The following is a 25,994-nucleotide window of genomic DNA, read 5'->3' as shown; positions in this document are numbered from 1 at the left end:
GCATGGCCGATTTGAATCGGAAATTCGATGTACTGGTGATCGGCGGCGGCAACGCTGCCCTCTGCGCCGCCATCAGCGCCCGCCGCGCCGGCGCTTCCGTGCTCGTGCTGGAAGGCGCGCCGAAATTCTATCGCGGCGGCAACACCCGCCACACCCGCAACATGCGCTGTGCCCATGACGCGGCGACCGAGATTCTCACCGGGCCCTACACCGAGGAAGAATTCTGGGACGATTTGCTGCGCCTCACCGGCGGGCAGACCGACGAGGAACTCGCCAAATTCATGATCAGGGAGTCGAAAGACATCCTGAACTGGATCGTCGAACAGGGCGTGCGCTGGCAGCCCTCGCTCGGCGGCACGCTGAGCCTTGGCCGCACCAATTCGTTCTTCCTCGGCGGCGGCCGCGCGATGCTGAATGCGCTGTATCTCACCGCCGAAAAACTCGGCGTCGAGATCGCCTACGATGCCGAGGTTATCGACCTCGAGATCGAAGACGGCATGTTCCTCTCCGCCAAACTGAAGCAGCCGATCGATGGTATCAGTGACGTCCGCGCTTCCGCGCTTGTCGCGGCGGCCGGCGGCTTTGAGGCCAACATCGAATGGCTGAAGGAGTATTGGGGCGAGGCGGCGGATAATTTCCTGATCCGCGGCACGCCCTATAATCGCGGCTCGATCCTGAAGATGCTGCTCGACAAGGGCGTGCAGGACATCGGCGATCCCACGCAATGCCATGCGGTCGCGATCGACGCCCGCGCGCCGAAATTCGATGGCGGCATCATCACCCGGCACGACTCGGTGATATTCGGCATCGTCGTCAACAAGCATGCACAGCGCTTTTACGACGAGGGCGAAGACATCTGGCCGAAGCGCTACGCGATCTGGGGACGGCTGGTGGCGGCGCAGCCGGACCAGATCGCCTACATCATTTTCGATTCCACTGTTGTCACCAGCTTCATGCCGACGCTGTTTCCGCCAATCGCGGGCGCCAGCATCGCCGAGCTTGCCGGCAAGCTCGAACTCGATCCCGCAGCGCTGGAGAAGACGATTACCGAATTCAATGCCGCCGTGCAGCCCGGCACGTTCGATCACACCATCCTGGACGATTGCCGCACCGATGGGCTGACGCCGCCGAAGACGCATTGGGCACGCAGGATCGAGACGCCACCCTATCTCGCCTATCCGGTGCGGCCCGGCATCACCTTCACCTATCTCGGCACCCGCGTGAACAAGCAGTCACGCATGGTGATGAAGGACGGCAAGCCTTCCGCCAACATGTTTGCGGCCGGCGAGATCATGGCCGGCAATGTGCTGGGCAAGGGTTATGCCGCCGGCATCGGCATGACCATCGGCAGCGTGTTCGGGCGGGTGGCCGGGCGCGAGGCGGCGAAGAATGCGAAGAATTAGGGTGGGGGAATTTCGGCGAGCGCAGCTCGTAGAGAGAGCCCCTCACCACTGCCCTCTCCCCGCGAAGAGCGGGGAGAGGGAGATAACAACGGAGAGAGGAAACATGTCGCGCACAGCAATTGCCGCAGCAGCAATGACCCTGATGATTTCATCCGCGGCCAGCGCCGCCGAGCCGATCGCGCTGCGCGATATGGGCTCGTTTCATGTCGGCGGACGACTGGTGGAAATTTCCGGCAAGCCGGTGAAGGAAGTGACCTTCACGCCCGGTGGCGTGCCGGCCAAGGTCGATCCGAACGGCACCTATCAGGTCGAGCAGATGTATGTGCAGTATTTTCTGCCCGCCAACGAAAAGGGCGCGTATCCGCTTCTGATGTGGCATGGCGGCGGCCTCACCGGCGTCACCTATGAGACGACGCCGGACGGGCGTGAGGGCTGGCTGAACTATTTCCTGCGCAAGGGCTGGGCCGTCTACAATTCGGATGCGGTCGAGCGCGGCCGCGCCGGCTGGGCGCAATATCCAGACATCTTCAAGAGCGAGCCGGTGTTTCTGACCACGGCCAATCCGTTCGAGCGCTTTCGCATCGGCGACGGCGTGGGCTCCTATGATCCCGATCCGGCCAAACGAAAGCTGATGCCGGGCAGCCAGTTTCCGAACGAGGGCTATGAGAACTTCGTCAAGCAGAACGTGCCGCGCTGGACCACGACCGACGATGCGATCATCGCCGCCTACATAGCCGAGATCGACCGCGTCGGTCCGTCCATCATCCTGTTCCACAGCCAGGCCGGCAGTTTTGGCTTCAAGGTGGCGCAGGCGCGGCCCGACAAGGTCAAGGCGCTGATTGCGGTCGAGCCGGCCGGCCTCGGCGATCCCGCCAAGGCCGATCTGCTGAAAAGCATTCCGACGCTGATCATCTATGGCGACTACATCGAGAAGGATTCGCGCTGGCCGAAGATCCGTGCCAACGGCCTTGCTTTCGCGGAGGCCGTCAGGGCCGCCGGCGGCCGCGTCGATGTCGTCGACCTGCCGCAGGCCGGCATCAAGGGCAATTCGCACATGGTGATGATGGACAAGAACAACGCCGAGGTCGCCGCGCTGATCCAGAAATGGCTCGAAGGCAAAGGCCTGACGAAGTAACCGGAAAGGCCGGAGGGCAGGAAGCAACGGATGCACGGAACGCGAATCCTTGATGAAGCCGACCGACTGATGACGGTCTGCAATTCCTGCCGCTATTGCGAAGGGCTGTGCGCGGTATTTCCGGCGATGGAAATGCGCCGCGCCTTCTCCGACGGCGACCTCAACTATCTCGCCAATCTCTGCCATGCCTGCGGCGCCTGCTACACCGATTGCCAGTTCTCGCCGCCGCATGAATTCGACGTCAACGTTCCGAAGACGCTCGCCGTCGCACGCGCCGAATCCTACGCGGCCTATACGTGGCCGCGCGCCTTCGCGGGCGCGTTCGCGCGCAACGGACTCGTCATCAGCCTGATCGCGGCGCTCAGCGTTGCCGCGTTCATCTTCGGCTTTGCTGCTTTCAACGACCGGCAGGTGCTGTTCGGCGTGCATACCGGTCCCGGCGCGTTCTACAAATTGATGCCGCACAATGCGATGGCAGCCCTGTTCGGCGCGGCATTTCTTTATGCGATCGTTGCGCTGGTGATGGGCGTGCGCGCGTTCTGGCGCGATATCGGCGAGCCCGTCGGCATGAAGACCGATGCGGCCGCGCTGTTTCAGGCGATCCGCGATGCCGGCGAGTTGCGCTATCTCGACGGCGGCGGTGTCGGCTGCTTCAACGAGGACGATCGCCCGACCGACCGCCGCCGGCTCTATCACCATTTCACTTTCTACGGCTTTGCGCTGTGCTTCGCCTCGACCTCGGTCGCGACGCTCTATCACTATCTGTTCGCACGCGAGGCGCCGTATCCGTGGTGGGATCTGCCGGTCGTACTCGGCACGCTCGGCGGCATCGGACTGCTGATCGGGCCGATCGGTTTGCTCGCCGAGCGATGGAAGCGCGATGCCGTGCTGGTGGACGAGGCGCGCTACGGCATGGATGTCGCGTTCATCGTGATGCTGTTCCTGACCAGCCTCACCGGCATGGCGCTTTTGATCCTGCGCGAGACCGCGGCGATGGGCCCGCTGCTGGCGCTGCATCTCGGCGTGGTGTTTTCGCTGTTCGTCACCATGCCCTACGGCAAGTTCGTGCACGGCATCTATCGGTTCACGGCACTGGTGCGTTATGCGATGGAGCGCAAGGCGACGGCGCATGGGGCGGTCGAGTAAAGCTCTCCGGTCTTTCTCCGTCATTGCGAGCCAACGGGTCGCAATGACGCGGTGATAGCGACGCAACACTCGACTGTCGTCCCCCGCGCATGCGGGGGATCCAGTACGTCGCGGCTTCTCGGTGCAACACTGCTGTCTCTGGAATACTGGATCGCCCGCCTTCGCCTTCGCGGGTGACGACGATTGAGGACGCGCGCGAAATGACCGGGCTCACATTCGGGTTACCTGCGTGACCTACATCACATGCCCTTCCGAACCACTTTTCTTCTCGCACCGTCGAACGTCTGTGCGAGCCATTCCGGCTTCGCCCAACCAGGAATGGAGAGTACAGATGTCGATGAAGTTGATGCTGTCGGCGGCAGCTTTGGTCGCACTCAGTGCGACGAGCAGCATGGCCGCTCCCGTGTTCGTGCCGTCGCCCTACTGCGATCAGGCAGTATCGCGACAGGCTTGCGGAGATCACATGAACTATGTGCAGTCGCTTCGCACCCGCCCCGACACTTCGCTGAGCTACATGAAGAATCTCGATCCGCGCGAAAACCAGGCGCTGCGTGACGGAGGCGGCGGTGGTGGTGGTGGCGGCGGCGGCGGCGGTCGCTAACCAACCGCAGTAACGAATTGTAGGGCGGGCAAAGCGACAGCTTGCCCACCCTACGGCCGTTAATCCCTGCGCAATGAATCAATGCAGCCATGCACGCTATTTGGTCTGGCATTGGCGCTTGCCAATACCTATGTCTGGCTCAGGTAGGAAATTCGCTCAGGGACAACTCCGATAAAGGAGCCATCCAATGGCGAACGCATTAACCACTGGGGCCTGGCTTTCTGCCCCGATCAAAAAGCCTTCATTTTTCGAACGATTGTTGCGCGTCTTCGTCGAATCCCGTCAGCGGCAGGCTGACCGTGTTGTTGACGAGTACATTGCCAGCCACGGCCTGCAAAAGCTGTCAGACGACGCCGAACGACAGATCAGCCGCTTGCTGATCAAGGCAGGTCAATAGCCATGGTCACACTCATCATCATGCAATTCGCAAGCAAGCTCGCGCGTTTTGGGAAAGAGGTTCTTGAGACCTGGCGCGAAGCTCAGCAACTCCGTCGCAGCCTTGCCGGCCCAATGGAGGAGTAGCACCGCAGGGTGCAGCAATGCGGCTTGTCCGCCGTAGCTCAACGAGCGAAGGCGTAAGCGTGCCCACCAAACACGCTGGATATGCCGGGGCGATGATGGGCACGGCACAGGAGCGCCGTTGCCCACCCTGGTCGCTTCAGTATCGCTGCACCATCTGATCGAGCTTCTTGCTGAGCAACCAGGACAGGCCAAGGAACGCGACCAGCATCACAATGCCCAGGCCCGATGAGGCATTGTTGATGGACGCCTCCGAGAATTGACCGAAGGCATAGCCGGCCGAGACAACGACGCCGGACCAAAGGCCCGCCGCGACGAAGTTGAGCGCAAGAAAAGTGGACCAGGGCAGCCGCGATATCCCGTAGGCAAACCCCGCGAGCCCGCGGACGCCGTGCGGGAAACGATGAAACAGGATCATCCAGACATAGTGACGTTCCGTCAGGCGAATAACCGTCTGCACGGTGCGCTCGAACCGCGGAAAACGATCGAGCAAGCGGGCGCCATAGCGCCGGCCGATCCAGAAGCGAATGACGTCGCCTGTGAAACTGCCGAGCCAGCAGACCACGATGAGCGTGCCAAGACCCAGCGCCCCCGAATGCGCCGCGTAGCCCGCGAAAAGCGCAAGCAGCAGGCTATGCGAGGCTGCATAGGCAAACATGAAGCTATAGGCCGCATCGCCGTGCTGGCGTATGAGGTCGAGAAACGAGGTCAGATCGGCCGGAAACAGCAATGTAAGTCCACTCGCTCTTGGAATGTTCCCCCAGATGAGTGGGTTCGGCCGGAACGCTAGCACTCCGCGGAAGGCCACGGAAGCCAGTAGAAGGGCCAATGGCTGCTACAAATCGACCACCACGTAATCGCTCTCGACCGAGACTGCGATCGTCTCTGCGACATAAGGTCCCTTCACTACCGCTGTTCCCGGTTCGACATTGACCGGATACGCTCGTGCGCGAAAGCGTTTGGGGTCGCAATAGGATTGCCCGGTGCGGATGTCGAACTCCCAGCCGTGCCAGGGACAGCGGATAATCTCGCCGAGTTTTGTGTACTCGATCTCGCCGGGATCGGAGGATTGCGCCAGCCCGATCAGTGGCCCTTCGCACAGCGCCGCGCCCTGATGCGGGCAGCGGTTCAGCAGGCCGAAGAACTCGCCCTTGATGTTGAAGATCGCGATCGGCCGGCCATCGATGTCGAGGAATTTTCGCGTCCCCGGCGGCAATTCATCCACCGCGGCAATGACATGCCGAGTCATTTTAAGGCCGCATGATCTATTTCGAAAAACCGGTTCCCACCCATCGGGTCGTGGCCCGAGGGCATGCTTTTTCGGATCATGCTACGCAATCCCGTACAGCTTCTTCGCATTGCCGAGATAGAACGCTTCGCGATTGGCCTCGCTGACGCCGGGCGGCAGCACGCGCGACGGCTCATCGAAATCCCAATGCGGGTAGTCGGTGGCGAACAACAGCTTGTCCCAGCCGATCCATTCGATGGTCTGGAACAGGTGGTCGCGGCGCTCCGGATCTTCCATCGGCTGCGTGGTCCACCAGATGTGATCGCGGATATATTCCGACGGCTTACGCTTCAGATACGGCACCTCGCTGTGCAGCCTTTCAAAACTCTTGTCGAGCCGCCAGCCGAGCGACGGCGCCCAGCCGAAGCCGGCCTCGATCATCACCATTTTCAGTTTCGGAAAACGCTCGAACACGCCTTCGAGCACGAGACTTGCCAGCACGGTCTGCTGGCACTGCGCATGGCCGACCATCTCCTCGATGTAGAAGCTTGGCCACCCCGAGGGGGTAAGCGGATTGCCGCCAAAGCCGAAGGCGTGGACGCCGACCGGTAGTCCAATTTCCTGCGCGGCCTCGTAGACCGGCCAGTAGCGGCGCTGGCCGAGCGGCTCGACGTTGCGCGAGAGCAGCAGCACCTGGACGAAGTTCGGATCGCCCGCGCGCTTGCGGATTTCAGCGGCGGCGGCCACGCCATCCTCATTGGCGACGACGATCGAACCTTTCAGGCGCCTGTCCTTGCTCGTCCATTTCTCGATCTGCCAGTCGTTGATCGCGGAACAGATCGCACCAGCCATATCCTGGTTGCGCAACCCCTGCCCGCTGTTGAGCGGATTGAGCACGCCGAGCGCGACGCTGTAGGGATCGAGCAGTTGCTTCTGCATGAAGGACAGCGAGGAACCTTGCGGCCCGCCTTCCGGCGGCCAGGCGTCTCGGCGCGAGGCATTTGGCTGCGCTTTAGGATAGGGCGGCCCTTCCATCATGCCATGATAAGCCTGCTTGCCGTAGGTATCGAGATGCGAGTGCCAGCGCTTGGCCATGAACGGAAAGAGTTCGTCGTTGGTGGCGCGCGCCGGATGGATGTCGCAATCGGCGATCGCAGTCTTGATGCTGACGGAAGCCGAAGACTCTGGGCGGAACTGGACGTTCATGGCGTCGTCTCCTTCACCGTCAGCAGCCGGCCGTATGTCGCGAGCGGGTTATCGATCATGATCTTGCGGACCAGATCGCCCGACAGGCCCGGCGGCAGCACCTCGTCACCGTCGAATTGCCAGTGGGGATAGTCGGTCGAGAATAGGAGCAATTCGTCCGACTGCATATGGTCAAACAGGCGGTTCAGGGTTGCGGGATCAGGCGGCGCATCGACCGGCTGCAGCGAGAAGCGGATGTTGCTGCGCACAATCTCCAGCGGCGCGCGATCGACCCACGGCGTTTCCATCCGTATACCGCGCCAGAACTTGTGCAGCCGCCAGAGATACGCCGGCAGCCAGGTGAAGCCGGACTCCAGCATGACCATTTTCAGTTTCGGATGCCGGGCGAACACGCCCTCCACGATCAGGCTGGTGAGCTGGGTCTGGAACGCGGTCGCCTGCGCGACATAATCCTCGATGTGATAGGAACCCCAGCCGACCGAGGTCGGCGGATTGTGATAGGCGCTGCCGGCATGGACGCCAACGGCGAGGCCCAGCCGTTCGGCAGCGGCGTAGATCGGCCAATAGGCGCGTTTTCCCAGCGGCATGTCGCCCATGACCAGCATCAGCACCTGGACGAAACGCTTGTCCTTGGCGCAGCGCTCGATCTCGGCGACGGACTTTTCGACGCTTTGCGTCGGGATCACGATCGAGCCGCGCAGCCGATCGTCCTTGTCGAGCCATTCTTTGGCGAGCCAGTCGTTCAATGCGCGGCAGAACGCATCTTGCATATCCTCGGAAAACACCATCTGCACGCCGTACAAGGGATTGCAGATGCCGTAGGCGACACCGAACCGGTCGAGCGCCTGCTTCTGCATGTCGGCGAGATCGGCGCCCGGCTTGCCCTGCGCCGGACGCCAGTCCGGCCGCGAGGAGATCGGGGAATTGGTCGGATAGGATTGCGAGACCAGGTCGGTCATGCCGCGCGTCGTCACCTGATCGCGCCAATAGTCGTTCATGTAGGGCAACGGGCTGGTCAGATGCGGAACAGCGGGATGCAGATCGCAATCCACGCCACCGGGAAGCGGCGACGTCATGATGTTTCCTCGTTCGCCGCATCAGCGCGGTTGTTTGAGGTATTCAATCAGGGCGGCTCGCGTGCCGCAACTCGGCAAGCGTATCCCTCCTGTGCTAGGAAGACATGACTGGCCGGATTTTTGGGAGGCGAGATGAAAGAACTCATAACAATAGCCGAACAGATTGCCGCTCAGTTGATCGCGCGCAAACAGACGATTGCGGTGGCGGAATCTTCAACCGGCGGCCTGATCTCGGCAGCGCTGCTGTCGGTGCCGGGCGCATCGGCCTATTTCCTCGGCGGCGCCGTGGTCTACACCCGCGACGCGCGACGGTTGTTGATGGATATTCCTGACGAGGCGATGAAGGGGCTTCGTTCGGCATCCGAGCCTTATGCATCACTGCTGGCAAGCCAGGTTCGCCAGCGCTTTGCAACGGATTGGGGCTTGTCGGAGACCGGCGCGACCGGGCCGACCGGCAATCGCTACGGCGATGCGGCCGGCCATTGCTGCACAGCGGTGGCGGGGCCGCAGAGCGAGGTATTCACGCTGGAGACAGGCAGTGCCGACCGGCAGGGCAACATGCAGGCGTTTGCGAAGACGGCGCTGAATTTGCTGCTGGAGAATTTGTCGAAGTAAGACGACCGTAGGGTGGGCAAAGCGAAGCGTGCCCACATGATCCGTTGAGTGAATGGTGGGCACGCTGCGCTTTGCCCACCCTACGAGAGCAGGCCATCGAGGATCGCATCCATGCAACAGTTCGACCGCGCCGCAGAAGATCTCGGCAATTCGATCCATTTCGAGCACGTCAACGTCACCATCCCCGATCAGCGGCTGGCAACGCTGTTCTATGTCACGGGCCTCGGGCTGACCCGCGATCCCTATCTGATGGTGTCCGACACCAACATGTGGGTCAATGTCGGCAGGAGCCAGTTTCATCTGCCGAACGGAAGCGCGCAGGTGCTGCGTGGCCATACCGGCATCGTCATCGCGGGCCGCGCAGCGTTGCTCGACAGGCTGGCGTCGGTCGCGAAGAAGCTCGAAGGCACGGCGTTTGCGTATCGCGAACACAACGATCATGTCGAAGCCGTCTGCCCGTGGGGCAATCGCGTACGCTGCTACGAGCCGGATGCGGCGCGCTTCGGGCGCATCACGCTCGGCATTCCCTATGTCGAGTTCGACGTGCCGGTCGGGACCGCGAAAGCGATCGCTGCCTTCTACCCCGCGATCATGGGGATGCAGGCCGAGCTTCTGAACGGCGGCGGCACGGTGGCGCGCGTCAAGGCCGGCAAGAATCAATATCTGCAGTTTCGCGAGACCGACCGCGTGCAGCCTGAATACGACGGGCATCACGTGCAGATCTACATCACGGACTTCTCGGGTCCCTACCGACGCCTCGGCGAGCGCGGCCTGATCTCGCAGGAAGACAATCAGTATCAGTACCGCTTTCGCGACATCGTCGATCTCGACAGCGGCAAGCACCTGTTCACCGTCGAGCACGAGGTGCGCAGCGCCACCCACCCGATGTTCATGCGGCCGCTGCTCAACCGCAACCCGGCCGAAACCAACCGCACCTACGCGCCAGGGCATGAGGAGTGGGCCTGGGCGATGGGGCCGGATGAGTATGATCGGCGATAGAGAGTAGTCTCATCCCAACAACGGTCGTCATCCTCCGCGAAAGCGGGGGATCCAGTACGCCGCGGCCAAGCGGTTCTATCACTGACGTCTCTGGGATACTGGATCATCCGCCTTCGCGGATGATGACAGCGGAGCGCTATGCGACGGCCCCCTCACCGCTCTCGGAACGAGCGCATCAACTGGTCACTGAACGGCTTCATCAGATAGGAGAACATGGTGCGGTCGCCGGTCTGCACGAAGGCTTCGACCGGCATGCCCGGGATGATCTTGACGTTGTCGCCGAGGCGGGCGACTTCGGTCGGCGGCATCGAGACGCGGATGGTGTAATAGCTCTGGCCGGTGCGCTGGTCGGTGGTGACGTCGGCGGAGACGCGGGTGACGACGCCGTTCAGCTCAGGCGTGGTGCGCTGGTTGAAGGCCGATAACCTCAGCAGCGTCTTCTGGCCGATCTGCAGCTTGTCGATGTCCTGCGGATTGACCTTGGCCTCGACCGAGAGGTCGTCCGCCTTCGGCACGATCATCATGATGGCGTCGCCCGCGGTGATGACACCGCCGATCGTGTGCACCGTCGACTGCAGCACCACGCCGTCCTGCGGCGCGCGGATGTCGATGCGGCGCAATTGATCCTCGGCAGTGACCTTGCGCTCGACGAACTCGCCGATCTTGTCATTGGTCTCGCGCAGATCCTTGGAGACCTCGCTGACGACGTCCTTGTCGACCTGGATGATCTGCAATTCGGTTTCGGTGATCTTGCCCCTCGCCTGCGCCCGCGCGGCGATGTACTGCGCGCGCTCACCCGACAGGCGGGCGAGATCGCGCTCCAGGACCGTCAGGCGCGAGATCTGGATCAGGCGCTGCTCGTAGAGCTGGCGAACGCCGACCAGCTCCTTCTCGACCAGCGCGATTTCCTTATCCTTGGCCTGCTCCTGCGCGGTGAGGCCGGCGATTTCCTCGTTGAGCTGCGCGACACGCTCGCGCAACTGCGATTTCTGCCCGGCGCGCCCGAACACGCGGACCTCGAACAGCTTTGTTTCACTCGCGATGACGTCGCGGACATCAGGATCGTCGGCGCGATCGGCGAGCTGCGGCGGAAACTTGATCGTATCGAGACCGCGCTGCTCGGCTTCCAGCCGCGCCGCGCGCGCCCACAAGCCGTTCAGCGTCTTGACCACGATGGCAAGGCTCGCCTTCACCACGGTCTCGTCGAGCCGCACCACGACGTCGCCGGCCTTGACGATATCGCCGTCGCGCACCCGGACCTCGCCGACCACGCCGCCGGTCGGATGCTGCACCTTCTTGACGTTGGAATCGACCACCACCGAACCCGGCGCGATCAGCGCGCCCGAGATCTGCACTGTCGAGGCCCAGCCGCCGAACCCTCCGACGAGCACCAGCATCAGCGCCAGCCCCAGGATGAGGTGGGAGCGGATCGAGCGGCGCGCGCCTTTCAGCTCGGCGGTCATGATTTTTTCGCAGCTCCTGCTTCGGACACGATCTTGATCGGTGGTGGCGGTGACGGGACGCGCTGCAGCACCTGGCCGAGCACGGTTTCCTTCGGACCGAACGCCTGCATGCGGCCATCCTTCAAGACCAGCAATTGATCGACCGCCTCGATGCCGATCGGCCGATGCGCGACCACGACCACGATGGCGCCGCGCTCGCGGGCGGCGCGCACCGCGCGGGTCAGCGCCTCGTCGCCCTCGCTGTCGAGGTTGGAGTTCGGCTCGTCGAGCACGATCAGGAACGGATGGCCATACAGCGCGCGCGCCAGCGCCACGCGCTGCGCCTGCCCGGCCGAGAGCGAAGCGCCCTGCTCACCGATCTGGGTGTCGTAGCCCTCGCGCATCTTGATGATCATGTCATGCACGCCGGCTTCCTTGGCGGCGGCGATGATGGCGTCGGATTTCGCCTCGGGGTCGAAGCGGGAGATGTTCTGCGCCACGGTGCCGGCGAACAATTCGACGTCCTGCGGCAGATAGCCGATGTGACGGCCGAGCACGTCCGACGACCACTGGTCGAGCGCCGCACCGTCGAGCCGCACCTTGCCGCGGGCGGGCGTCCAGACGCCGACCAGCGCGCGCACCAGCGACGACTTGCCCGAGCCGCTCGGACCGATGACGCCGACGCCGGTGCCGGCCTCGACGGCGAAATTGACGTCCTGCACGATGACGCGCTGCTCGCCCGGCGGCACGATGCTGACGGCCTCGACCGACAGCCGCTTGGTCGGCGCCTGCAGCATCGTCTGCGCGTTCGACGCCGGTATCTGCTCCAGCAGCTTGGAAAGACGATGCCAGCTTTGGCGGGCGGCGACAAAGCCCTTCCAGTGCGCGATGGCGAGGTCGACCGGCGCCAGTGCTCGGGCGCTCAGGATCGAGCCCGCGATGATGATGCCGGCGGTGGCCTCCTGATGGATCACGAGGTAGGCGCCGACCGCGAGCACCGCCGATTGCAGCATCATGCGCAGCACCTTGGCGACGGCCCCGAGGCCGCCGGCGATGTCGCTGGCGCGCTGGTTGCCGGCCAGATAGGTCTCGTTGGCCTCGCCCCAGCGCTTCATCAGCCGCCCGGACATGCCCATCGCAACCAGCACTTCGGCGTTGCGGCGGCTGGTGGCGGCAAGATCGTTGCGGCGCGCCGCCAGCGTCATCGCCTCCTTGGCCGGCGTGCGCGACAGGAACTCGGTGATCAGCGTCAGCGTCACCAGAATGATGGCGCCGGCCAGCGCGGTGACGCCGAGCAGCCAGTGAAACGCAAAGCAGATGGCGAGATAGAACGGCAGCCACGGCAGATCGAAGAACGCGCCGGGCCCCATGCTGCCGAGAAACGACCTGACATTGTCGAGATCGCGCAGCGGCTGCAGCCCTTCGTTACGGCTGCCGACCATCAGCGGCAGCCGCACCACGGTTTCGAACACGCGCGCATTGATGGCTTCATCGAGCGCGGTGCCGATGCGGCCGAGGATGCGGCCGCGAATCAGATCGAGGCCGCCTTGGGCGATGTAAAGGCCGGCGGCGAGAATCACGAGACCGACCAGGGTCGGCACGCTGCGGCTCGGCAGCACGCGGTCATAGACCTCCAGCATGAAGATTGAGCCGGTCAGGTACAGCAGATTGATCATGCAACTCATGACGCCGACGCCGATAAAGGCGTTGCGGCAGGCGCGCAGCGCCTCGCCGAGCTCGGACTTCCGGACGCCGGGAGCGGCTGCCATTTATGCGTATCTCTTCAAACGGATAAGGTACGTGCTGATTTTATCGGTGTTTTCGTACACCGTCCATTTTAAGTCACGTTAACCTACATCCAGTTCACCGCCATAAAGGGGGTGAAGCGCGCTTTTCGGCAGCTATTTTGACGCCGGCGCCGGTCCCGCCGCGGGTTCAGGCTCGGGGCTAGGACCAGAATTCCTGATATCGAGACCCAGCCGATTCGCTGCGGACGTCGGGCTGGACGCCGCTATCGCCCCCAACCCGCCGATCGCCACCTGGCTTGTGCGCCGACGCCGCGGTGCCGCGCTGGGTCGTCGACGCAGTGGCGCACGGAAAGTAGCGCGCGCTACCATCGCCCGCCGGTTCGGAGCAGCCGCACGATCACCAGCAGGATAATGGCGCCGATAGTGGAATAGACGATTTCGGACACCAGCCCGGTGCCGAGACGAATGCCGAGCTTGGGAAACAGCAGGCTCGCCAGCAGCGCGCCGGCGATACCGACGAGAATGTCGCCGATGATGCCAAAGCCGGTGCCGCGCACGATCTTGCCGGCGAGCCAGCCGGCCACCAGGCCGACGAAAAGAATGACGAGAATGCCTTCGTTGGAAATCACCATTTGAAGCCCCCAGGGTTTTGCGACGCAGGCCAACGGCAGCCTGTCCATCATCGTCCGATGGCACGAGCCGTCCGCGCGCTTTGCCGATGCGGCCAGCGAAGTGAAACTTTTTTATGTCACGCGCGTTATGTCGGCATGAAACAGAGCGATATTTGGTACGTCACCTTTGGTCCGGACAAGACGGATGAGACCGCGGAGAGCATGGCCCGCTCGACCCGCACGTTCAAATCCGAGATCGACGCCAAGCTGTTCGCAATGCAAATCCTGGCCAAGGGCTGGTCCGCCAGCGCAGGCACGCTCAACCCGCATCAGCCGAAGCAGGTCGTGGGTCCGGCGCAGATCGAGCAATGGGCCGATCCTGGAGTGGGCGGGTAAGGGGCGCGCAATCCGAGAACCGATTTCTTCGTCATGGCCGGGCAGAAGCGCGAAGCGCGTCTTCGCGCTAGATGTCCCGGCCATCCACGTCTTTGTCGCTGCGACACTGCCAAGACGTGGATGCCCGGGACAAGCCCGGGCATGACGAGTTCAGCCATCACCTATCAGGTAGCAACGACTTCAGCCGGCTCCGCCAAAACACATCGCGCCGTTCTGTCGGACGACACCTGCACATTCGGCGGCAGGCGTTCGCTGCAGCGTGGCTGAGCGACGCTGCAACGCGGCGCGAAGGAGCAACTGGCGGGGGCCTTGTCCAGCGAAGGCGGCGTGCCCGGGATGGTTTCGAGGCGCTGGCCGCGCTTGGCGCCGTGGACGGTCGAGGCCAGCAGGCCCTTGGCATAGGGATGCACCGGCGTGCGGACAATGTCGCGCAAGCGGCCCTGCTCGACGATCTGTCCCGCATACATCACCGCGACGCGGTCGCAGATTTCAATGGCGACGCCGATATCGTGGGTCACGAAAATCACGGACATGCCGAACTCGCGCTGCAATTCGCGCAAGAGCAGCAGGATCTGGATCTGCACGGTGGCGTCCAGCGCCGTGGTCGGTTCGTCGGCCAGGAGGATCTTCGGCTTGCAGGCCAACGCGAGCGCGATCATCGCACGCTGGCGCATGCCGCCGCTCATTTCGTGCGGATAAGCTTCAAGGCGGCGCTTGGCGGAGGGGATGCGGACCACCTCCAGCATTTCCAGCGCGCGCGCCATGGCCTCCTTTTCGCTCTTGCCCTCGTGGCGGATCACGCTTTCCGCGATCTGGCGGCCGATCGTGTAGACGGGATCGAGCGCCAGCGCCGGCTCCTGAAAGATCATCGAGACGGTCTGGCCGCGAAACGCCGAAAGTTCCTCGTCGTTCATCGCCAGCACGTCGCGTCCCAGGACTTTCACCGTGCCCGAAATCTGCGTGCGCTTCCGGGGCAACAGCCGCATCAGCGCGCGCAGCGTCACGCTTTTTCCCGAGCCGGATTCGCCGAGCAGACCGAGCACCTCGCCTTCGCCGAGCGAAAGCGAGATGTCGTTGACGGCATGAACCGTGCGCTCGCCGGTGAAGCGGATGTTGAGGTCGCGGATGTCGACAAGATTGCTCATGCCAGCTTGGGTACCTTTTGATGATAGTCGGTGGCGCGCTGGAATGCGGCACCGATCCGCACCAGCCCGGCCTCGTCAAAGGCTCGGCCGATCAACTGCATGCCGACCGGCAGGCCCTTGCTCGTGAAGCCGGCGGGGATCGAAAGCGACGGCAGGCCGAGATAATTGATCGGACGGGTGAAGCGCGTGATGCGCTGGATCACGGCTTCCGCGTCGAGGCTGTTGCCGACGTCGCTCTCGGCAATGGTCACTGCGGGCATCGGCGCCACCGGCGCGATCACGGCATCGGTGCCTTCGACTGCCGCGAGGTAGGCGGCCAGTGCCGGGCCACGCCAGCGCATCGCTTCGAGATAGGTCACGGCCGGAATCGCGAGCCCGTTCTGCAGCCGCATCAGCACCTGTGCGCCGTAATCCTGGGGACGCTCGATCATCCAGCGCTTGTGGAAGGCGGCGGCTTCGGTGGCGAGCACGATCTGGCAGGCGGCGGTGAGCTGGCGCTGATCCGGCAACTCGACCTTGACGATTTCGGCGCCTTCTTTTTTGAGAGTCGCGATGGCCGCGTCGAGCACGCGCGCGACTTCGGAATCGAGATCGTCGACATAGAACGCCGTGGGCACGCCGATCTTCGTGCCCTTGAGCGAGCCTGTGGTCGCGGCCATGTAGTTCGGCACCGGCCGCGTCGACGTGGTCGGGTCCTCAGGGTCAGCGCCCGCCATCAGCCCGACCAGCAGCGCGCAGTCCTCGACCGTCTGCGCCAGCGGGCCTACGGTATCGAGCGATTGCGACAGCGGCATCGCGCCGGCGCGGCTGATCAAGCCCACGGTAGTCTTGAAGCCGGTGACGCCGCAGAAATGCGCGGGCATCCGGATCGAACCGCCGGTATCGGAGCCCAGCGCCGCAAAGGTCAGTCGCGCCGCGACCGCCGAACCCGAGCCGGACGACGAGCCGCCGGTGATGTGATCGACATTCCAGGGATTGCGCACCGCGCCGTAGTGGACGTTGTGGCCCGTCGGGCCGTAGGCGAACTCGACCATCTGCAGCGAGCCAAGCCTGACGGAGCCTGCGTTCTTCAGCCGCTGCAGTGCGGTCGAGGTCGTTGTCGCCACGAATTCGCGCCGGATCTTTGAGCCGCAGGTCACGACCTTGCCGGCCTCGTAATACATGTCCTTGTGCGCCATCGGCACGCCGTGCAGCAGGCCGGCAATCTTGCCCTTGGCGAGATCAGCGTCGGCGGCATCGGCCGCGGCAAGCGCCGCATCGGCCTCGATTGCCATGTAGGCGTTGACGCGGGGCTGCCACTGCGCGATCCGGTCGAGGCAGGACTGCGTCACCTCGCGCGAGGAGATTTTCCTGGCTCCGATCGCCTTGGCGACCGCGACCAGCGACATCAGGGCCGGTTCGCCGCTCATTTCGACACCTTCGCATTCTGCACCAGCAGGAAGCTCGCCGGCTCGAGATCCATCGGCAGCGTGCCGACGACCGGCGCAAAGCCGTCAAACGCCGGGCCGATGGAATTGGCGATGCGCGCGGAAACTTCCGCATCCTGCGGCACGCCAGCGACGTCGGTCATTACCTTGACCTGTTTGGGATCGGGTCTTGTCATGCGACGCTTGCTCCCTCGTTTTTATTGGCCGGTGCGCGGCTGTGCCCGGAGCCCGGGATGGCCATGTAGCACGCCGCCTGATGGCCCATTGTATCGACATCGCTGAGGTCTGGTGTCGCATTTGCGCAGAGCGGCTCCGCAAACGGACAGCGGGTGTGAAACCGGCAGCCGGACGGCGGATCGATCGGATTGGGCGGATCACCCGAAATCGGCGGCGTCTCGGTGCGATTGTCAGGGTCGGACGACGGCATGGCGGCGAGCAGCGCCCGCGTATAGGGATGGGCCGGCGCGTCCCAGACCTTGTCGACCGGGCCGAGCTCGACCACCTCGCCGAGATACATGACGAGCACGCGGTCCGAGATGTAGCGGACGACGTTGAGGTCGTGGCTGATGAACAGATAGGTCAGGCCGAATTCGCGCTTCAGATCGGCGAGCAGGTTGAGCACCTGCGCCTCGACCGATTTGTCGAGTGCCGAGACCGCTTCGTCCAGGATCACCAGCCGCGGCGACAGCGCCAGCGCACGCGCGATATTGACGCGCTGACGCTGGCCGCCGGAAATCTCGTGCGGGTAGCGGTTGGCGAAGGTTTCGGGCCGTAGGCCCACCTTGCCGAGCAGTTCGCGCGCCAGCGTGCGCGCGGCGGCATCCGCCATGCCGTGCACCTTTGGGCCGAATGCGATCGATTCCTCGATGGTGAGGCGCGGATTCAGCGAGGCGTAGCTGTCCTGAAACACCATCTGCATGCCGCGGCGCAGTTCGCGCAGTGACAGCGCGCGGCCGACCTGCATGCCGTCATAGACGATATCGCCGGCGTCATGCTTCATCAGGTGCATCAGAAGCCGCGCCGTGGTCGACTTGCCGCAGCCGGACTCGCCGACAATGCCGACGGTCTCGCCCTTGGCGATCGAGAAGGAGACGTTATCGACCGCGCGCACGGTTTTGCGGGGGCTGAACAGATCGCCCCGCACCGGGAAATGCTTGGTGAGGCCTGTGACCTGCAGCAGCGGCTGCGCGGCGCCGCCGACGTCCTCAACCTGTTCCAGTAGTTCGACTGACGGGCTTGCTTCACTCATCGCGTCAGTTCCTGATATCCATGGCGCTGCGCATGCCGTCGCTCAAGAGATTGAAGCAGATCGACACCGCGAAGATCATGACGCCCGGCAGCGCCGCCACCCATGGGTTGACATAGATCGCGGTGCGCAGCGTGTTCAGCATCAGGCCCCATTCCGGCTCCGGCGGCTTTGTCCCCAGACCGAGGAACGACAGGCCGGCGGCGAGGATCATCGACACCGAGATCAATCCCGTCGCGTAGACGAAGATCGGTCCCAGAACGTTGCCCAGCATGTGCACGCGCATGATGGTGAAAGGGCCGGCGCCGGAGGCGCGCGCGGCCTCGACGAAATCCATGTTGCGCACGCCCGTGGTGACACTTTCGGAAACGCGGGTGATCTGCGGCACGAACACGATGGTCAGCGACACGATCGAGTTGACGATGCCAGCGCCCAGCGCGCCGGAGATCGCGATCGCCAGCAGCACCGAGGGGAAGGCGTAGAACACATCGATGGTGCGCATGATCGCGGTGTTGAGCCGGCCGCCGACATAGCCGGCGACGAGGCCGAGCGAGGTGCCTATCACAAAAGCAAAGATGACAGGCAGAATGCCGATGATCAGCGACAGCCGCCCGCCGTAGATCAGCCGGGCCAGCATGTCGCGGCCAAGTTCGTCGGTGCCGAGCGGATAGTTCGGCGTGCCGATGTGGCGAAGCCTCCGAATCATCGAGCCCTGATAGGGATCGGCGAGGCCCAGCCAGGGCGCCAGCAGCGCGGAAGCGAAGATCAGCACCAGCACGAAGGCGCAGACCATGCTGACCTTGTCTCTGATGATGCGGCGGCCGACGGTCGCCCAATAGCCGCGCGCCTTGGTGATGGGCGCGGCTTGTAACGCGGTATCCGACATCACGGTCATGATCAGCCCCGCTTGATGCGCGGATCGATCGCGGCCTGCGCGATATCGACCAGGAGATTGAGGGTGACGAAGAACAGCGCCAGCACCAGGATGGTGCCCTGCAGCAGCGGCAGGTCGCGCTGGAAGATCGCCGAATTGAGCAGCAGGCCCGAACCGGGCCAGGAGAACACGGTCTCGATCAGGATCGAGCCGCCGAGCATGTAGCCGAGTTGCAGGCCCATCACCGCCAGTGCGGTCGGCGCGGCGTTCTTGATGACATGCTTGAACACGTCCCATTCGCGCAGGCCCTTGGCGCGCAACGCCTCGACGAAATCCTGCGAAAGGATATCGCCGGTCAGTGCGCGTACCGTGCGGGTGACGATGCCCATCGGGATCACCGAGGTCGTGATCGCCGGCAGGATCAGATATTTCATGTGCTCCCAGTCCCAGCCCCAGGAACCGGAGCCGCCGGGACCGGCGCCGACCGCGGGCAGCCAGTTGAGCTGCACCGAGAAGATGATGACCATCACCATGCCGAGCCAGTAATGCGGCACGGAGACGCCGGCGATGGCAACAGAAGTCGCGACCTTGTCGACCCAGGTGTCGCGGAAATAGCCGGCGATCAGGCCGAACAACAGTCCGAGTGTGAAGCCGATCAGCGCTGCGGCAATCGCGAGCGTCACGGTGTTGCCGACCGCGCGCAGCACTTCCGACAGCACCGGGCGGCCGGTAGCGATCGAGGCGCCGAGATCGCCGTGGAGCGCGCGCCAAATCCACAGCCCGAACTGCACCGGCAGCGGCCGGTCGAAGCCGTAAGCCGTGCGCATTTGCGCGGCGAGTTCCTGCGAGGCATCCGCCGGCAGCACTGCCACCAGCGGGTCGCCGGGCGTGATATGCACGAGCAGGAAGCACACCAGCGCGACGCTGATGACGATCGGGATGACGTAGACGATACGTCGAGCAATATAGGCGAACACGAGCGGCTCTCTTCTTCCCTTCTCCCTTGTGGGAGAAGGTGGCTTCTCGAACGCGTCATGGCCGGGCTTGTCCCGGCCATCCACGTCTTGGCCACAACAGCGAGGAAGGCGTGGATGCCCGGGACAAGCCCGGGCATGACGACTGAAGTAGTCCCTCTCCCTACGGCGCCATCGTCACCGGCGAGAAGTCGACGAACCAGCTCTTCGGCTGCACGAAGCCCTTCACCTTCGGGCTCATCGCGCGCGGCGAGACGTCGTGGGCGACGTAGAGGAACGCCGCGTCGTCCACCGACGCCGCATGCAGGTCGGCGAGTGCCGCATCACGTGCTGCCGGATCGAAGGTCTGGCGAGCCTTGGTCACCAACTCGTCGAACTTCGGGTTGTTGATGTAGCCCCAATTGTTCGACACCGGCGGCGCCATCGACGACTGCAGGAAGCGCACCAGCGCGAAGAACGGGTCCATCGCCGCATAGGTGACGTTGGTGGCGTTGGCGCCGTTGGCGGTCGGATCCTTGGCGCCGCGGCGCCAGTTGGTGAACAGCGTGTTCCACTCGATAACGTCGAGCTGAACGTCGAAGTAGCATTCGGCCAGCGCCTGCTGCAGATATTCGTTCATCGGCAAGGGCTGCATCTGGCCCGATCCCGAGGCAGACGTCTGGGTCTTCACCGTCAGCTTCTTGCTCGGGCCGTAGCCGGCTTCCTGCATCAGCTTCTGGGCAGCCTTCAGGTCATACTTGATCTCGAAGGTCGGTTTTCCCCGCCAGGGATGGCCGGCCTCGAAGGTGCCGGTGGCCGGCACCATCAGACCGGCAAGCAGGCCCTCCTTGAGGCCTTCGCGGTCAATGCAGAGATTGGCGGCCTTGCGGACGCGGATGTCGTTCCAAGGCGAACCTTCGATGCGCGAGAACTGCCAGGGCCAGACGTGCGGCGATTCATTGGCCTTGAGCTGGAAGCCGCGCTGCTTGATCTCCTTGACGGCATCGGGCGCCGGCGCCTCGACCCAGTCAACCTGGCCGGAGAGCAACGCCGCAGTGCGGGCATTGGCTTCCGGCATCGGCAGCAGCACCATCCGGTCGACCTTGGGCACGCGCGCCTTGTCCCAATAGCCCTCGTTCTTGACGAGTTCGAGACGCTCGCGCGGCGTGAACTTCGACATCTTCCACGGGCCGGTGCCCGACGCATCCCTGGCGAACGCGGCCCACGCGGCCTGCGACTTGGCCTTGGCGTCGGCGCCTTCAGCCTTGTCATAGAACGCCTGCCACTTGGCAGGGCTCGCCATGAACAAATTGGTCAGGTTGATGGGCAGGAAGCTGTCCGGCTCCTTGGTGGTCAATTCCACCGTCATGTTGTCGATCTTACGCGCAGACGCCAGCGTCGGCATGCGTGAGGCAGTGACGCCGACCTGGCTGGCGTCGAAATGCGGCGCATCCTGCTTCAGCACCTTCTCGACATTCCAGACCACGGCGTCGGCATTGAAGTCGCTGCCGTCGTGGAATTTGACGCCGGGGCGAAGTTTGAAGGTCCACTTCTTCTTGTCGGCCTCATCGACCTTCCACTCGGTCGCGAGCCCGGGAATCATGACGCTCGCCTTGTCGGCCGAGGAGAGGTCCCACATCGTCAGGCCGTCATACATGGTGAGGCCGGTGAAGCGGTTGCCCTCAAACCCCTGATCGGGCTGCCCGAGCGTGCGCGGAATATCGGCCGCCGTCATGCCGATCCGCAGCACGGTCTCCGCGCTTGCGAGCTGCGGCAGCCCCACCACCAGGGCAGTCGCCAGCAGCCACGCGGTGGCCGTCTTCTTCGATGTCTCGTTACGCATATGCAGCAATCCCTTCTCGACTTGGGTGACTAATTCTTATGCAAAGGTATGCAACGCCTGTGCCAAGGACGGCGCCCCGCAGGAGGCCATTAGCCGCACAACTCCCGTGAGTGCGCGCATGCAAGTGCGCCTTCCATGCTCCATCTGGCACCAAGTTTGCATTTTTTAGCTCCAACCCCTGCCCGATGGAGCTTAAATCATGCGCACCCGATATTCGATGCTTCTTGCTGCCGCGGCAATAGCCCTCGGATTCCCTCTTGGCTTGCCTACAATTTCGGCGCAGGCGGAGACCGTTGTGCGCTACGGCATATCAATGGCCGACATTCCGTTGACCACCGGCCAGCCCGACCGTGGCGCCGGCGCCTACCAGTTTTCGGCCTATACGATCTACGATCCGCTGGTCGCCTGGGAGATGGACGTGGCCGACCGGCCGGGCAAGCTGGTGCCGGGGCTGGCGACCGAATGGAAGGTCGACGAGCAGGACAAGAAGAAGTGGCGCTTCACCTTGCGCAAAGGCGTCAAGTTTCACGACGGCAGCGAGTTCAACGCCGACGCCGTGATCTGGAATCTGGACAAGGTGCTCAACGACAAGGCACCGCAATTCGACAAGCGGCAGAGCGCGCAGGTGAAAACCCGCCTGCCCTCGGTCGCCAGCTACACCAAGATCGACGACGACACGATCGAAATCACGACCAAGACCGTCGACTCCTTCTTCCCGTACCAGATGCTCTGGTTCCTGGTCTCGAGCCCCGCGCAATATGAAAAGCTCGGCAAGGACTGGGACAAGTTTGCCAGCCAGCCCTCCGGCACCGGGCCGTTCAAGCTGACGAAGCTGGTGCCGCGCGAACTCGCGGAGCTGACCAAGAACGCAGATTACTGGGACAAGAGGCGGCTTCCGAAGGCCGACAAGATCGTGCTGATCCCGATGCCGGAGGCGCTGACGCGCACTAATGCGCTGTTGGCCGGCCAGGTCGATTTGATCGAAACGCCGGCGCCCGATGCAGTGCCGCAGCTCAAATCCGCCGGCATGAAGATCGTCGACAACGTCACGCCGCATGTCTGGAATTATCATCTGAGCGTGCTGCCCGGCTCGCCCTGGACCGACATTCGCCTCCGCAAGGCGCTCAATCTCGCGATCGATCGCGACGCGGTGGTTGGCCTGATGAACGGATTGGCAAAGCCCGCCAAGGGACAGGTCGACCCGTCGAGCCCGTGGTTCGGCAAACCCGCCTTCGGGCTCAAATACGATGTCGCGGCGGCGAAGAAGCTGGTGCAAGAGGCAGGCTACTCGAAGGAGAAGCCGCTGAAGACGACCTTCGTCATCGCGCAGGGCGGCACCGGGCAGATGTTGTCGCTGCCGATGAACGAATTCCTGCAGCAGAGCTTCAAGGAAATCGGCATCGAGATCGACTTCAAGGTGGTCGAGCTCGAAACACTGTATACAGCATGGCGCAAGGGCGCGGCCGACGAGATGAATGCGAACATCACCTCCAACAACATCGCCTATGTCACGTCAGACCCGCTCTACGCCATCGTGCGCTTCTTCCACTCCGGCCAGATCGCGCCCGTCGGCGTCAACTGGGGCGGCTACAAGAATCCGAAGGTCGACGCGCTGATCGACGAGGCCAAGCAGACTTTTGACGTCGCCAAGCAGGACGAACTCCTGGCGCAGGCGCACGCAGCGATCGTCGACGACGCCACCCTGGTCTGGGTGGTGCACGACACCAACCCGCATGCGCTGTCGCCGAAGGTGAAGAAGTTCGTGCAGGCGCAGCACTGGTTCCAGGATCTGACCCAGATCGGGCTGGAGTAGCGGGAATCGTAGGGTGGGCAAAGGCGCTCTTGCGCCGTGCCCACCATTCCGTTCCACGCTCGTGATAGTGGGCACGCCTTCGCTCTTCGAGCTACGGCGGACAAGTCGCTTTGCCTACCCTACGGATCTTCGTTGAATAAGGCGACCGCCCCCTCACAAAGATCGTCATACTCCGCGAAAAGCGGAGTATCCAGTACGCCGCGACCTCCCGGTTAATTCTCTAACGTCTCGGAGTACTGGATCACCCGCTTTTGCGGGTGATGACAGCGAGTGAATTATTTCGTCAATAGCGCGAACGCGCCGTTCCAGTCTTCCGGCGGCGGGTTTTCGAGATAGTCGCGGATGCGGGCTTCGTACAAATTGTAGAGCAGCTCCAGCGAATTTGCCTCGTCGGTCTTGCGGCCGCGCTCGATCGCGGCGAGCGCGCCGTCCCAATCGCGGGCGCGGTAGCAGGAGAGCATCTCGATGGTCAGGTTGCGCAGGCGCTGGAAGCGGCCGGACTGTGCGACGTCTTCGCGGCCGGCGATGGCGTAGATCACCTCCGGCTCCTTCTTGCCCTTCACCATGATGAAGTCGAGTTCGAGGATGGCGAACTTGTCCTTGACCGCCAGCGCGGTCCTGGAGCCGACGATGATGGGGAAGCCGTATTCCTTGGATTGCCCTTCGAGGCGCGAAGCTAAATTGACACTGTCGCCGAACACCGAATAATTGAACTTGAGGTCGGAGCCCATGTTTCCGACCACGCAAATGCCGGTATTGAGCCCGATGCCGGCATTGAGCGGAATGAACGGACGCCCCTCTTCCTTGGCCTCCTGCTCGCGCGCCTGATTGAGCTCGTCGATGCGCTCCAGCATGTCGACCGCCGCCTCGCAGGCGTTGAGCTCGTGATCCTTGTCGTCGAGCGGCGCGTTCCAGAACGCCATGATGGCGTCGCCCATATACTTGTCGATGTAGCCCTTGCGCGCGAGGATCGCGTTGGTCAGCGGCGTCAGGAAGCGATTCATCAGCGCGGTGAGGCCCTGCGGATCGTTCTTGTAGGTCTCCGAGATCGAGGTGAAGCCGCGCATGTCGGAGAACATGATGGTCAACTCACGCTCCTCGCCGCCGAGCACGAGCTTTTCCGGCGACTGCGCGAGCTGTTCGACCAGCACGGGCGACATGTATTGCGCGAAGGCGCCACGGATCTGCTTGCGCTGTTGCTGCTCGCGCACGAAGCTGGAAAAGATCAGCGTGAGATAGATCGCGGTAGTCGACATCAGGGGATAGGTAAAATCGATCAGCAAGCGGTGCTGCGCGTAGAAATACGCCGATGTTCCGACCAGAACGGTTGCAAACGCGCCGCCAACGATGACCAGCGTGACCGGCCCGAACAGCGGCGCGAACGCAATCACCAGTAGCCCGAACAACATCGCCGCCGTAAATTCGAGGACGGTACCGTAGATCGGCCGCGAAATTACCGTGCCCGTCAGCGCGCTCTCCAGCACCTGGGCATGGATCTCGACCCCGGGCATGGCGCGCGACACCGGCGTGGTCTTGATGTCGTTGAGGCCGACCGCCGAGGTGCCGATCAGCACCAGCTTGCCTGCGATCATGTCGGGCGCGACGTTCTGCTCCAGCACGTTGAAGGCAGGAACGTAGATCGAGGCGTCGTTGCGGGCATAGTGAACCCAGAGCTGCCCGTTAAGATCGGTCGGTATCTGGACGCGCCCGATGCCGAGGCTCTTGATGCCGCCCTTTTCGGCCCTGATCAGAATGGTGCCGGAGCCGGCAGCGACGCGGAGCATCTCGAAGGTCAGCGAGGGCATGGTCTGGCCCTGCGCCAGCATGATCATCGGCACCCGCCGCACGATGCCGTCGCGCTCGGGCTTGATGGTGAACAGGCCACGCCCGGCGGCGGCGTGCTCCAGTACCGGCACGTTGCGCAGAAGGCCCGGAAATTCGAACATGAAGCGCTGCGGCTCCTCGCCAAGCATCGCGAGCCCGGTGACCGGCAGCGTCTTATCGAGGGCCGCGATTTCCTCCGGCAGCCCGGACTCGCCGAGCACGACGCGCGACTTGCGGATCACGTCGGCGAAGATCTGGTCGTTGCTCGGTAACGAACGCAGCTTGGCGCGGGTTTCCTCGTCGAGCTGCGGGATCGCCTCGGCCGCGACACCGGGATTGAGCCGGTCGGGCTCCGAAAACACCGCGTCGAAGGCAATCACCACGGCGCCCAGCCTGGTCAGCTCGGTGACGAGGGCTGCGATCCGCGTCCGCGGCCATGGCCACTGCCCGAGCTTCTCGAGGCTCTTGTCGTCGATGTCGACGATGGTGACCGGCCGTGCCGTTTTCTTGCGCGGATCGATACGCTGGAAAGCGTCAAAGGTCCTGACGCGAATTTCTTCCACCGGCGCCGGATCGGCGACGCGCAGCGCGGCAAACCCGATCAGCAGTACAAGGCACAGCAGCCTTGCATAGCCAATGCGCCGCTTGAACCACCTCGGTAAGGCCCGTAGTCGCTTCATGGCTCTCGATTGTTCGCTAACTGGCGGCGCCAGACAAGCCGGAAGATGGCACCGGCATCAAGGA

The 25,994-nt window shown here is 63.4% G+C and carries 24 protein-coding genes; 9 read left to right on the top strand and 15 right to left on the bottom strand.

What is annotated here, in order from left to right:
• Nucleotides 1–11 precede the first annotated feature (11 nt).
• The 5 genes from tcuA (at nt 12) to LMTR21_RS03225 (ending at nt 4,682) form a co-directional block, all read left to right on the top strand.
• Nucleotides 12–1,403: an FAD-dependent tricarballylate dehydrogenase TcuA gene (gene tcuA, locus LMTR21_RS03245; protein WP_065751434.1), complete on the top strand. Its 1,392-nt coding sequence runs from the start codon at nt 12–14 to the stop codon at nt 1,401–1,403.
• 103 nt (nt 1,404–1,506) lie between these two features.
• Nucleotides 1,507–2,538: an alpha/beta hydrolase gene (locus LMTR21_RS03240; protein ID WP_065751384.1), complete on the top strand. Its 1,032-nt coding sequence runs from the start codon at nt 1,507–1,509 to the stop codon at nt 2,536–2,538.
• Nucleotides 2,539–2,568: 30 nt separating this feature from the next.
• Nucleotides 2,569–3,684, top strand: coding sequence for a tricarballylate utilization 4Fe-4S protein TcuB (gene tcuB, locus LMTR21_RS03235; protein ID WP_065751385.1), 1,116 nt, complete (start codon nt 2,569–2,571; stop codon nt 3,682–3,684).
• 331 nt (nt 3,685–4,015) lie between these two features.
• On the top strand, nt 4,016–4,285 hold the full coding sequence (locus LMTR21_RS03230; protein WP_246175074.1) for a hypothetical protein: 270 nt from the start codon (nt 4,016–4,018) through the stop codon (nt 4,283–4,285).
• Nucleotides 4,286–4,472: 187 nt separating this feature from the next.
• On the top strand, nt 4,473–4,682 hold the full coding sequence (locus LMTR21_RS03225) for a hypothetical protein (RefSeq protein WP_065751386.1): 210 nt from the start codon (nt 4,473–4,475) through the stop codon (nt 4,680–4,682).
• Nucleotides 4,683–4,943: 261 nt separating this feature from the next.
• On the opposite strand, the gene LMTR21_RS03220 is transcribed toward LMTR21_RS03225, so the two are convergent.
• The 4 genes from LMTR21_RS03220 to LMTR21_RS03205 all read right to left on the bottom strand — a co-directional run bounded on the left by LMTR21_RS03220 (nt 4,944) and on the right by LMTR21_RS03205 (nt 8,314).
• Nucleotides 4,944–5,534: a DedA family protein gene (locus tag LMTR21_RS03220; protein WP_084030468.1), complete on the bottom strand. Its 591-nt coding sequence runs from the start codon at nt 5,532–5,534 to the stop codon at nt 4,944–4,946.
• A gap of 105 nt (nt 5,535–5,639) precedes the next feature.
• The gene (locus LMTR21_RS03215; protein ID WP_065751387.1) at nt 5,640–6,053 is read right to left on the bottom strand and encodes a Rieske (2Fe-2S) protein; all 414 of its coding nucleotides are present in this window, start codon (nt 6,051–6,053) and stop codon (nt 5,640–5,642) included.
• Between the two features lie 81 nt (nt 6,054–6,134).
• Entirely contained in the window at nt 6,135–7,238 is a 1,104-nt protein-coding gene (locus LMTR21_RS03210) for an amidohydrolase family protein (protein ID WP_065751388.1), read from the bottom strand.
• The gene (locus LMTR21_RS03205) at nt 7,235–8,314 is read right to left on the bottom strand and encodes an amidohydrolase family protein (protein ID WP_065751389.1); all 1,080 of its coding nucleotides are present in this window, start codon (nt 8,312–8,314) and stop codon (nt 7,235–7,237) included. Before LMTR21_RS03205 ends, LMTR21_RS03210 begins: the two co-directional genes overlap by 4 nt.
• 132 nt (nt 8,315–8,446) lie before the next feature.
• Between LMTR21_RS03205 and LMTR21_RS03200 the strand changes: the two genes are divergently transcribed.
• Both LMTR21_RS03200 and LMTR21_RS03195 read left to right on the top strand, forming a co-directional pair.
• A complete protein-coding gene (locus LMTR21_RS03200; protein WP_065751390.1) occupies nt 8,447–8,929 on the top strand; it encodes a CinA family protein in 483 nt (160 codons plus the stop codon).
• Between the two features lie 111 nt (nt 8,930–9,040).
• The gene (locus tag LMTR21_RS03195; protein ID WP_065751391.1) at nt 9,041–9,928 is read left to right on the top strand and encodes a hypothetical protein; all 888 of its coding nucleotides are present in this window, start codon (nt 9,041–9,043) and stop codon (nt 9,926–9,928) included.
• A 152-nt stretch (nt 9,929–10,080) separates the two neighbouring features.
• On the opposite strand, the gene LMTR21_RS03190 is transcribed toward LMTR21_RS03195, so the two are convergent.
• From LMTR21_RS03190 to LMTR21_RS03180, 3 genes are all read right to left on the bottom strand, one after another.
• Nucleotides 10,081–11,391 (bottom strand): HlyD family type I secretion periplasmic adaptor subunit, encoded by a 1,311-nt coding sequence (locus LMTR21_RS03190; protein WP_065751392.1) that lies wholly within the window; start codon nt 11,389–11,391, stop codon nt 10,081–10,083.
• Nucleotides 11,388–13,139 carry a type I secretion system permease/ATPase gene (locus LMTR21_RS03185; RefSeq protein ID WP_065751393.1) on the bottom strand — a complete coding sequence of 584 codons (1,752 nt, stop codon included), beginning with the start codon at nt 13,137–13,139 and terminating at the stop codon, nt 11,388–11,390. The genes LMTR21_RS03190 and LMTR21_RS03185 overlap by 4 nt, the downstream gene beginning before the upstream one ends.
• Nucleotides 13,140–13,480: 341 nt before the next feature.
• Entirely contained in the window at nt 13,481–13,750 is a 270-nt protein-coding gene (locus tag LMTR21_RS03180) for a GlsB/YeaQ/YmgE family stress response membrane protein (protein ID WP_057834089.1), read from the bottom strand.
• Between the two features lie 135 nt (nt 13,751–13,885).
• Between LMTR21_RS03180 and LMTR21_RS03175 the strand changes: the two genes are divergently transcribed.
• Nucleotides 13,886–14,125: a Sec-independent protein translocase family protein gene (locus tag LMTR21_RS03175; RefSeq protein ID WP_065751394.1), complete on the top strand. Its 240-nt coding sequence runs from the start codon at nt 13,886–13,888 to the stop codon at nt 14,123–14,125.
• Between the two features lie 164 nt (nt 14,126–14,289).
• Here the strand turns inward: LMTR21_RS03175 and LMTR21_RS03170 are convergent, their stop codons facing one another.
• The 7 genes from LMTR21_RS03170 to LMTR21_RS03140 form a co-directional block, all read right to left on the bottom strand.
• A complete protein-coding gene (locus LMTR21_RS03170) occupies nt 14,290–15,270 on the bottom strand; it encodes an ABC transporter ATP-binding protein (RefSeq protein WP_065751395.1) in 981 nt (326 codons plus the stop codon).
• Nucleotides 15,267–16,679, bottom strand: a complete 1,413-nt coding sequence (locus LMTR21_RS03165; RefSeq protein ID WP_065751396.1) for an Asp-tRNA(Asn)/Glu-tRNA(Gln) amidotransferase GatCAB subunit A — start codon at nt 16,677–16,679, stop codon at nt 15,267–15,269. The genes LMTR21_RS03170 and LMTR21_RS03165 overlap by 4 nt, the downstream gene beginning before the upstream one ends.
• Nucleotides 16,676–16,873 carry a hypothetical protein gene (locus LMTR21_RS03160; protein ID WP_065751397.1) on the bottom strand — a complete coding sequence of 66 codons (198 nt, stop codon included), beginning with the start codon at nt 16,871–16,873 and terminating at the stop codon, nt 16,676–16,678. Before LMTR21_RS03160 ends, LMTR21_RS03165 begins: the two co-directional genes overlap by 4 nt.
• Entirely contained in the window at nt 16,870–17,946 is a 1,077-nt protein-coding gene (locus tag LMTR21_RS03155) for an ABC transporter ATP-binding protein (RefSeq protein WP_065751398.1), read from the bottom strand. The genes LMTR21_RS03160 and LMTR21_RS03155 overlap by 4 nt, the downstream gene beginning before the upstream one ends.
• 4 nt (nt 17,947–17,950) lie before the next feature.
• A complete protein-coding gene (locus tag LMTR21_RS03150; protein WP_065751437.1) occupies nt 17,951–18,829 on the bottom strand; it encodes an ABC transporter permease in 879 nt (292 codons plus the stop codon).
• A gap of 11 nt (nt 18,830–18,840) precedes the next feature.
• Nucleotides 18,841–19,794, bottom strand: coding sequence for an ABC transporter permease (locus LMTR21_RS03145; RefSeq protein ID WP_065751399.1), 954 nt, complete (start codon nt 19,792–19,794; stop codon nt 18,841–18,843).
• A 160-nt stretch (nt 19,795–19,954) separates the two neighbouring features.
• Nucleotides 19,955–21,622, bottom strand: coding sequence for an ABC transporter substrate-binding protein (locus tag LMTR21_RS03140; protein WP_430642524.1), 1,668 nt, complete (start codon nt 21,620–21,622; stop codon nt 19,955–19,957).
• A 190-nt stretch (nt 21,623–21,812) separates the two neighbouring features.
• Here LMTR21_RS03140 and LMTR21_RS03135 point away from each other — a divergent pair, with 190 nt between their 5' ends.
• Nucleotides 21,813–23,426, top strand: a complete 1,614-nt coding sequence (locus tag LMTR21_RS03135) for an ABC transporter substrate-binding protein (RefSeq protein WP_084030469.1) — start codon at nt 21,813–21,815, stop codon at nt 23,424–23,426.
• Nucleotides 23,427–23,701: 275 nt separating this feature from the next.
• Here the strand turns inward: LMTR21_RS03135 and LMTR21_RS03130 are convergent, their stop codons facing one another.
• Nucleotides 23,702–25,930 (bottom strand): CHASE2 domain-containing protein, encoded by a 2,229-nt coding sequence (locus LMTR21_RS03130; protein ID WP_065751401.1) that lies wholly within the window; start codon nt 25,928–25,930, stop codon nt 23,702–23,704.
• Nucleotides 25,931–25,994 lie beyond the last annotated feature (64 nt).

Origin of the sequence: Bradyrhizobium paxllaeri (assembly GCF_001693515.2) — a bacterium.
In the GTDB taxonomy this organism is placed as follows: domain Bacteria; phylum Pseudomonadota; class Alphaproteobacteria; order Rhizobiales; family Xanthobacteraceae; genus Bradyrhizobium; species Bradyrhizobium paxllaeri.
The sequence above is the reverse complement of the archived record's forward strand: the minus strand, read 5'-3'. Positions and strand labels throughout refer to the sequence as shown.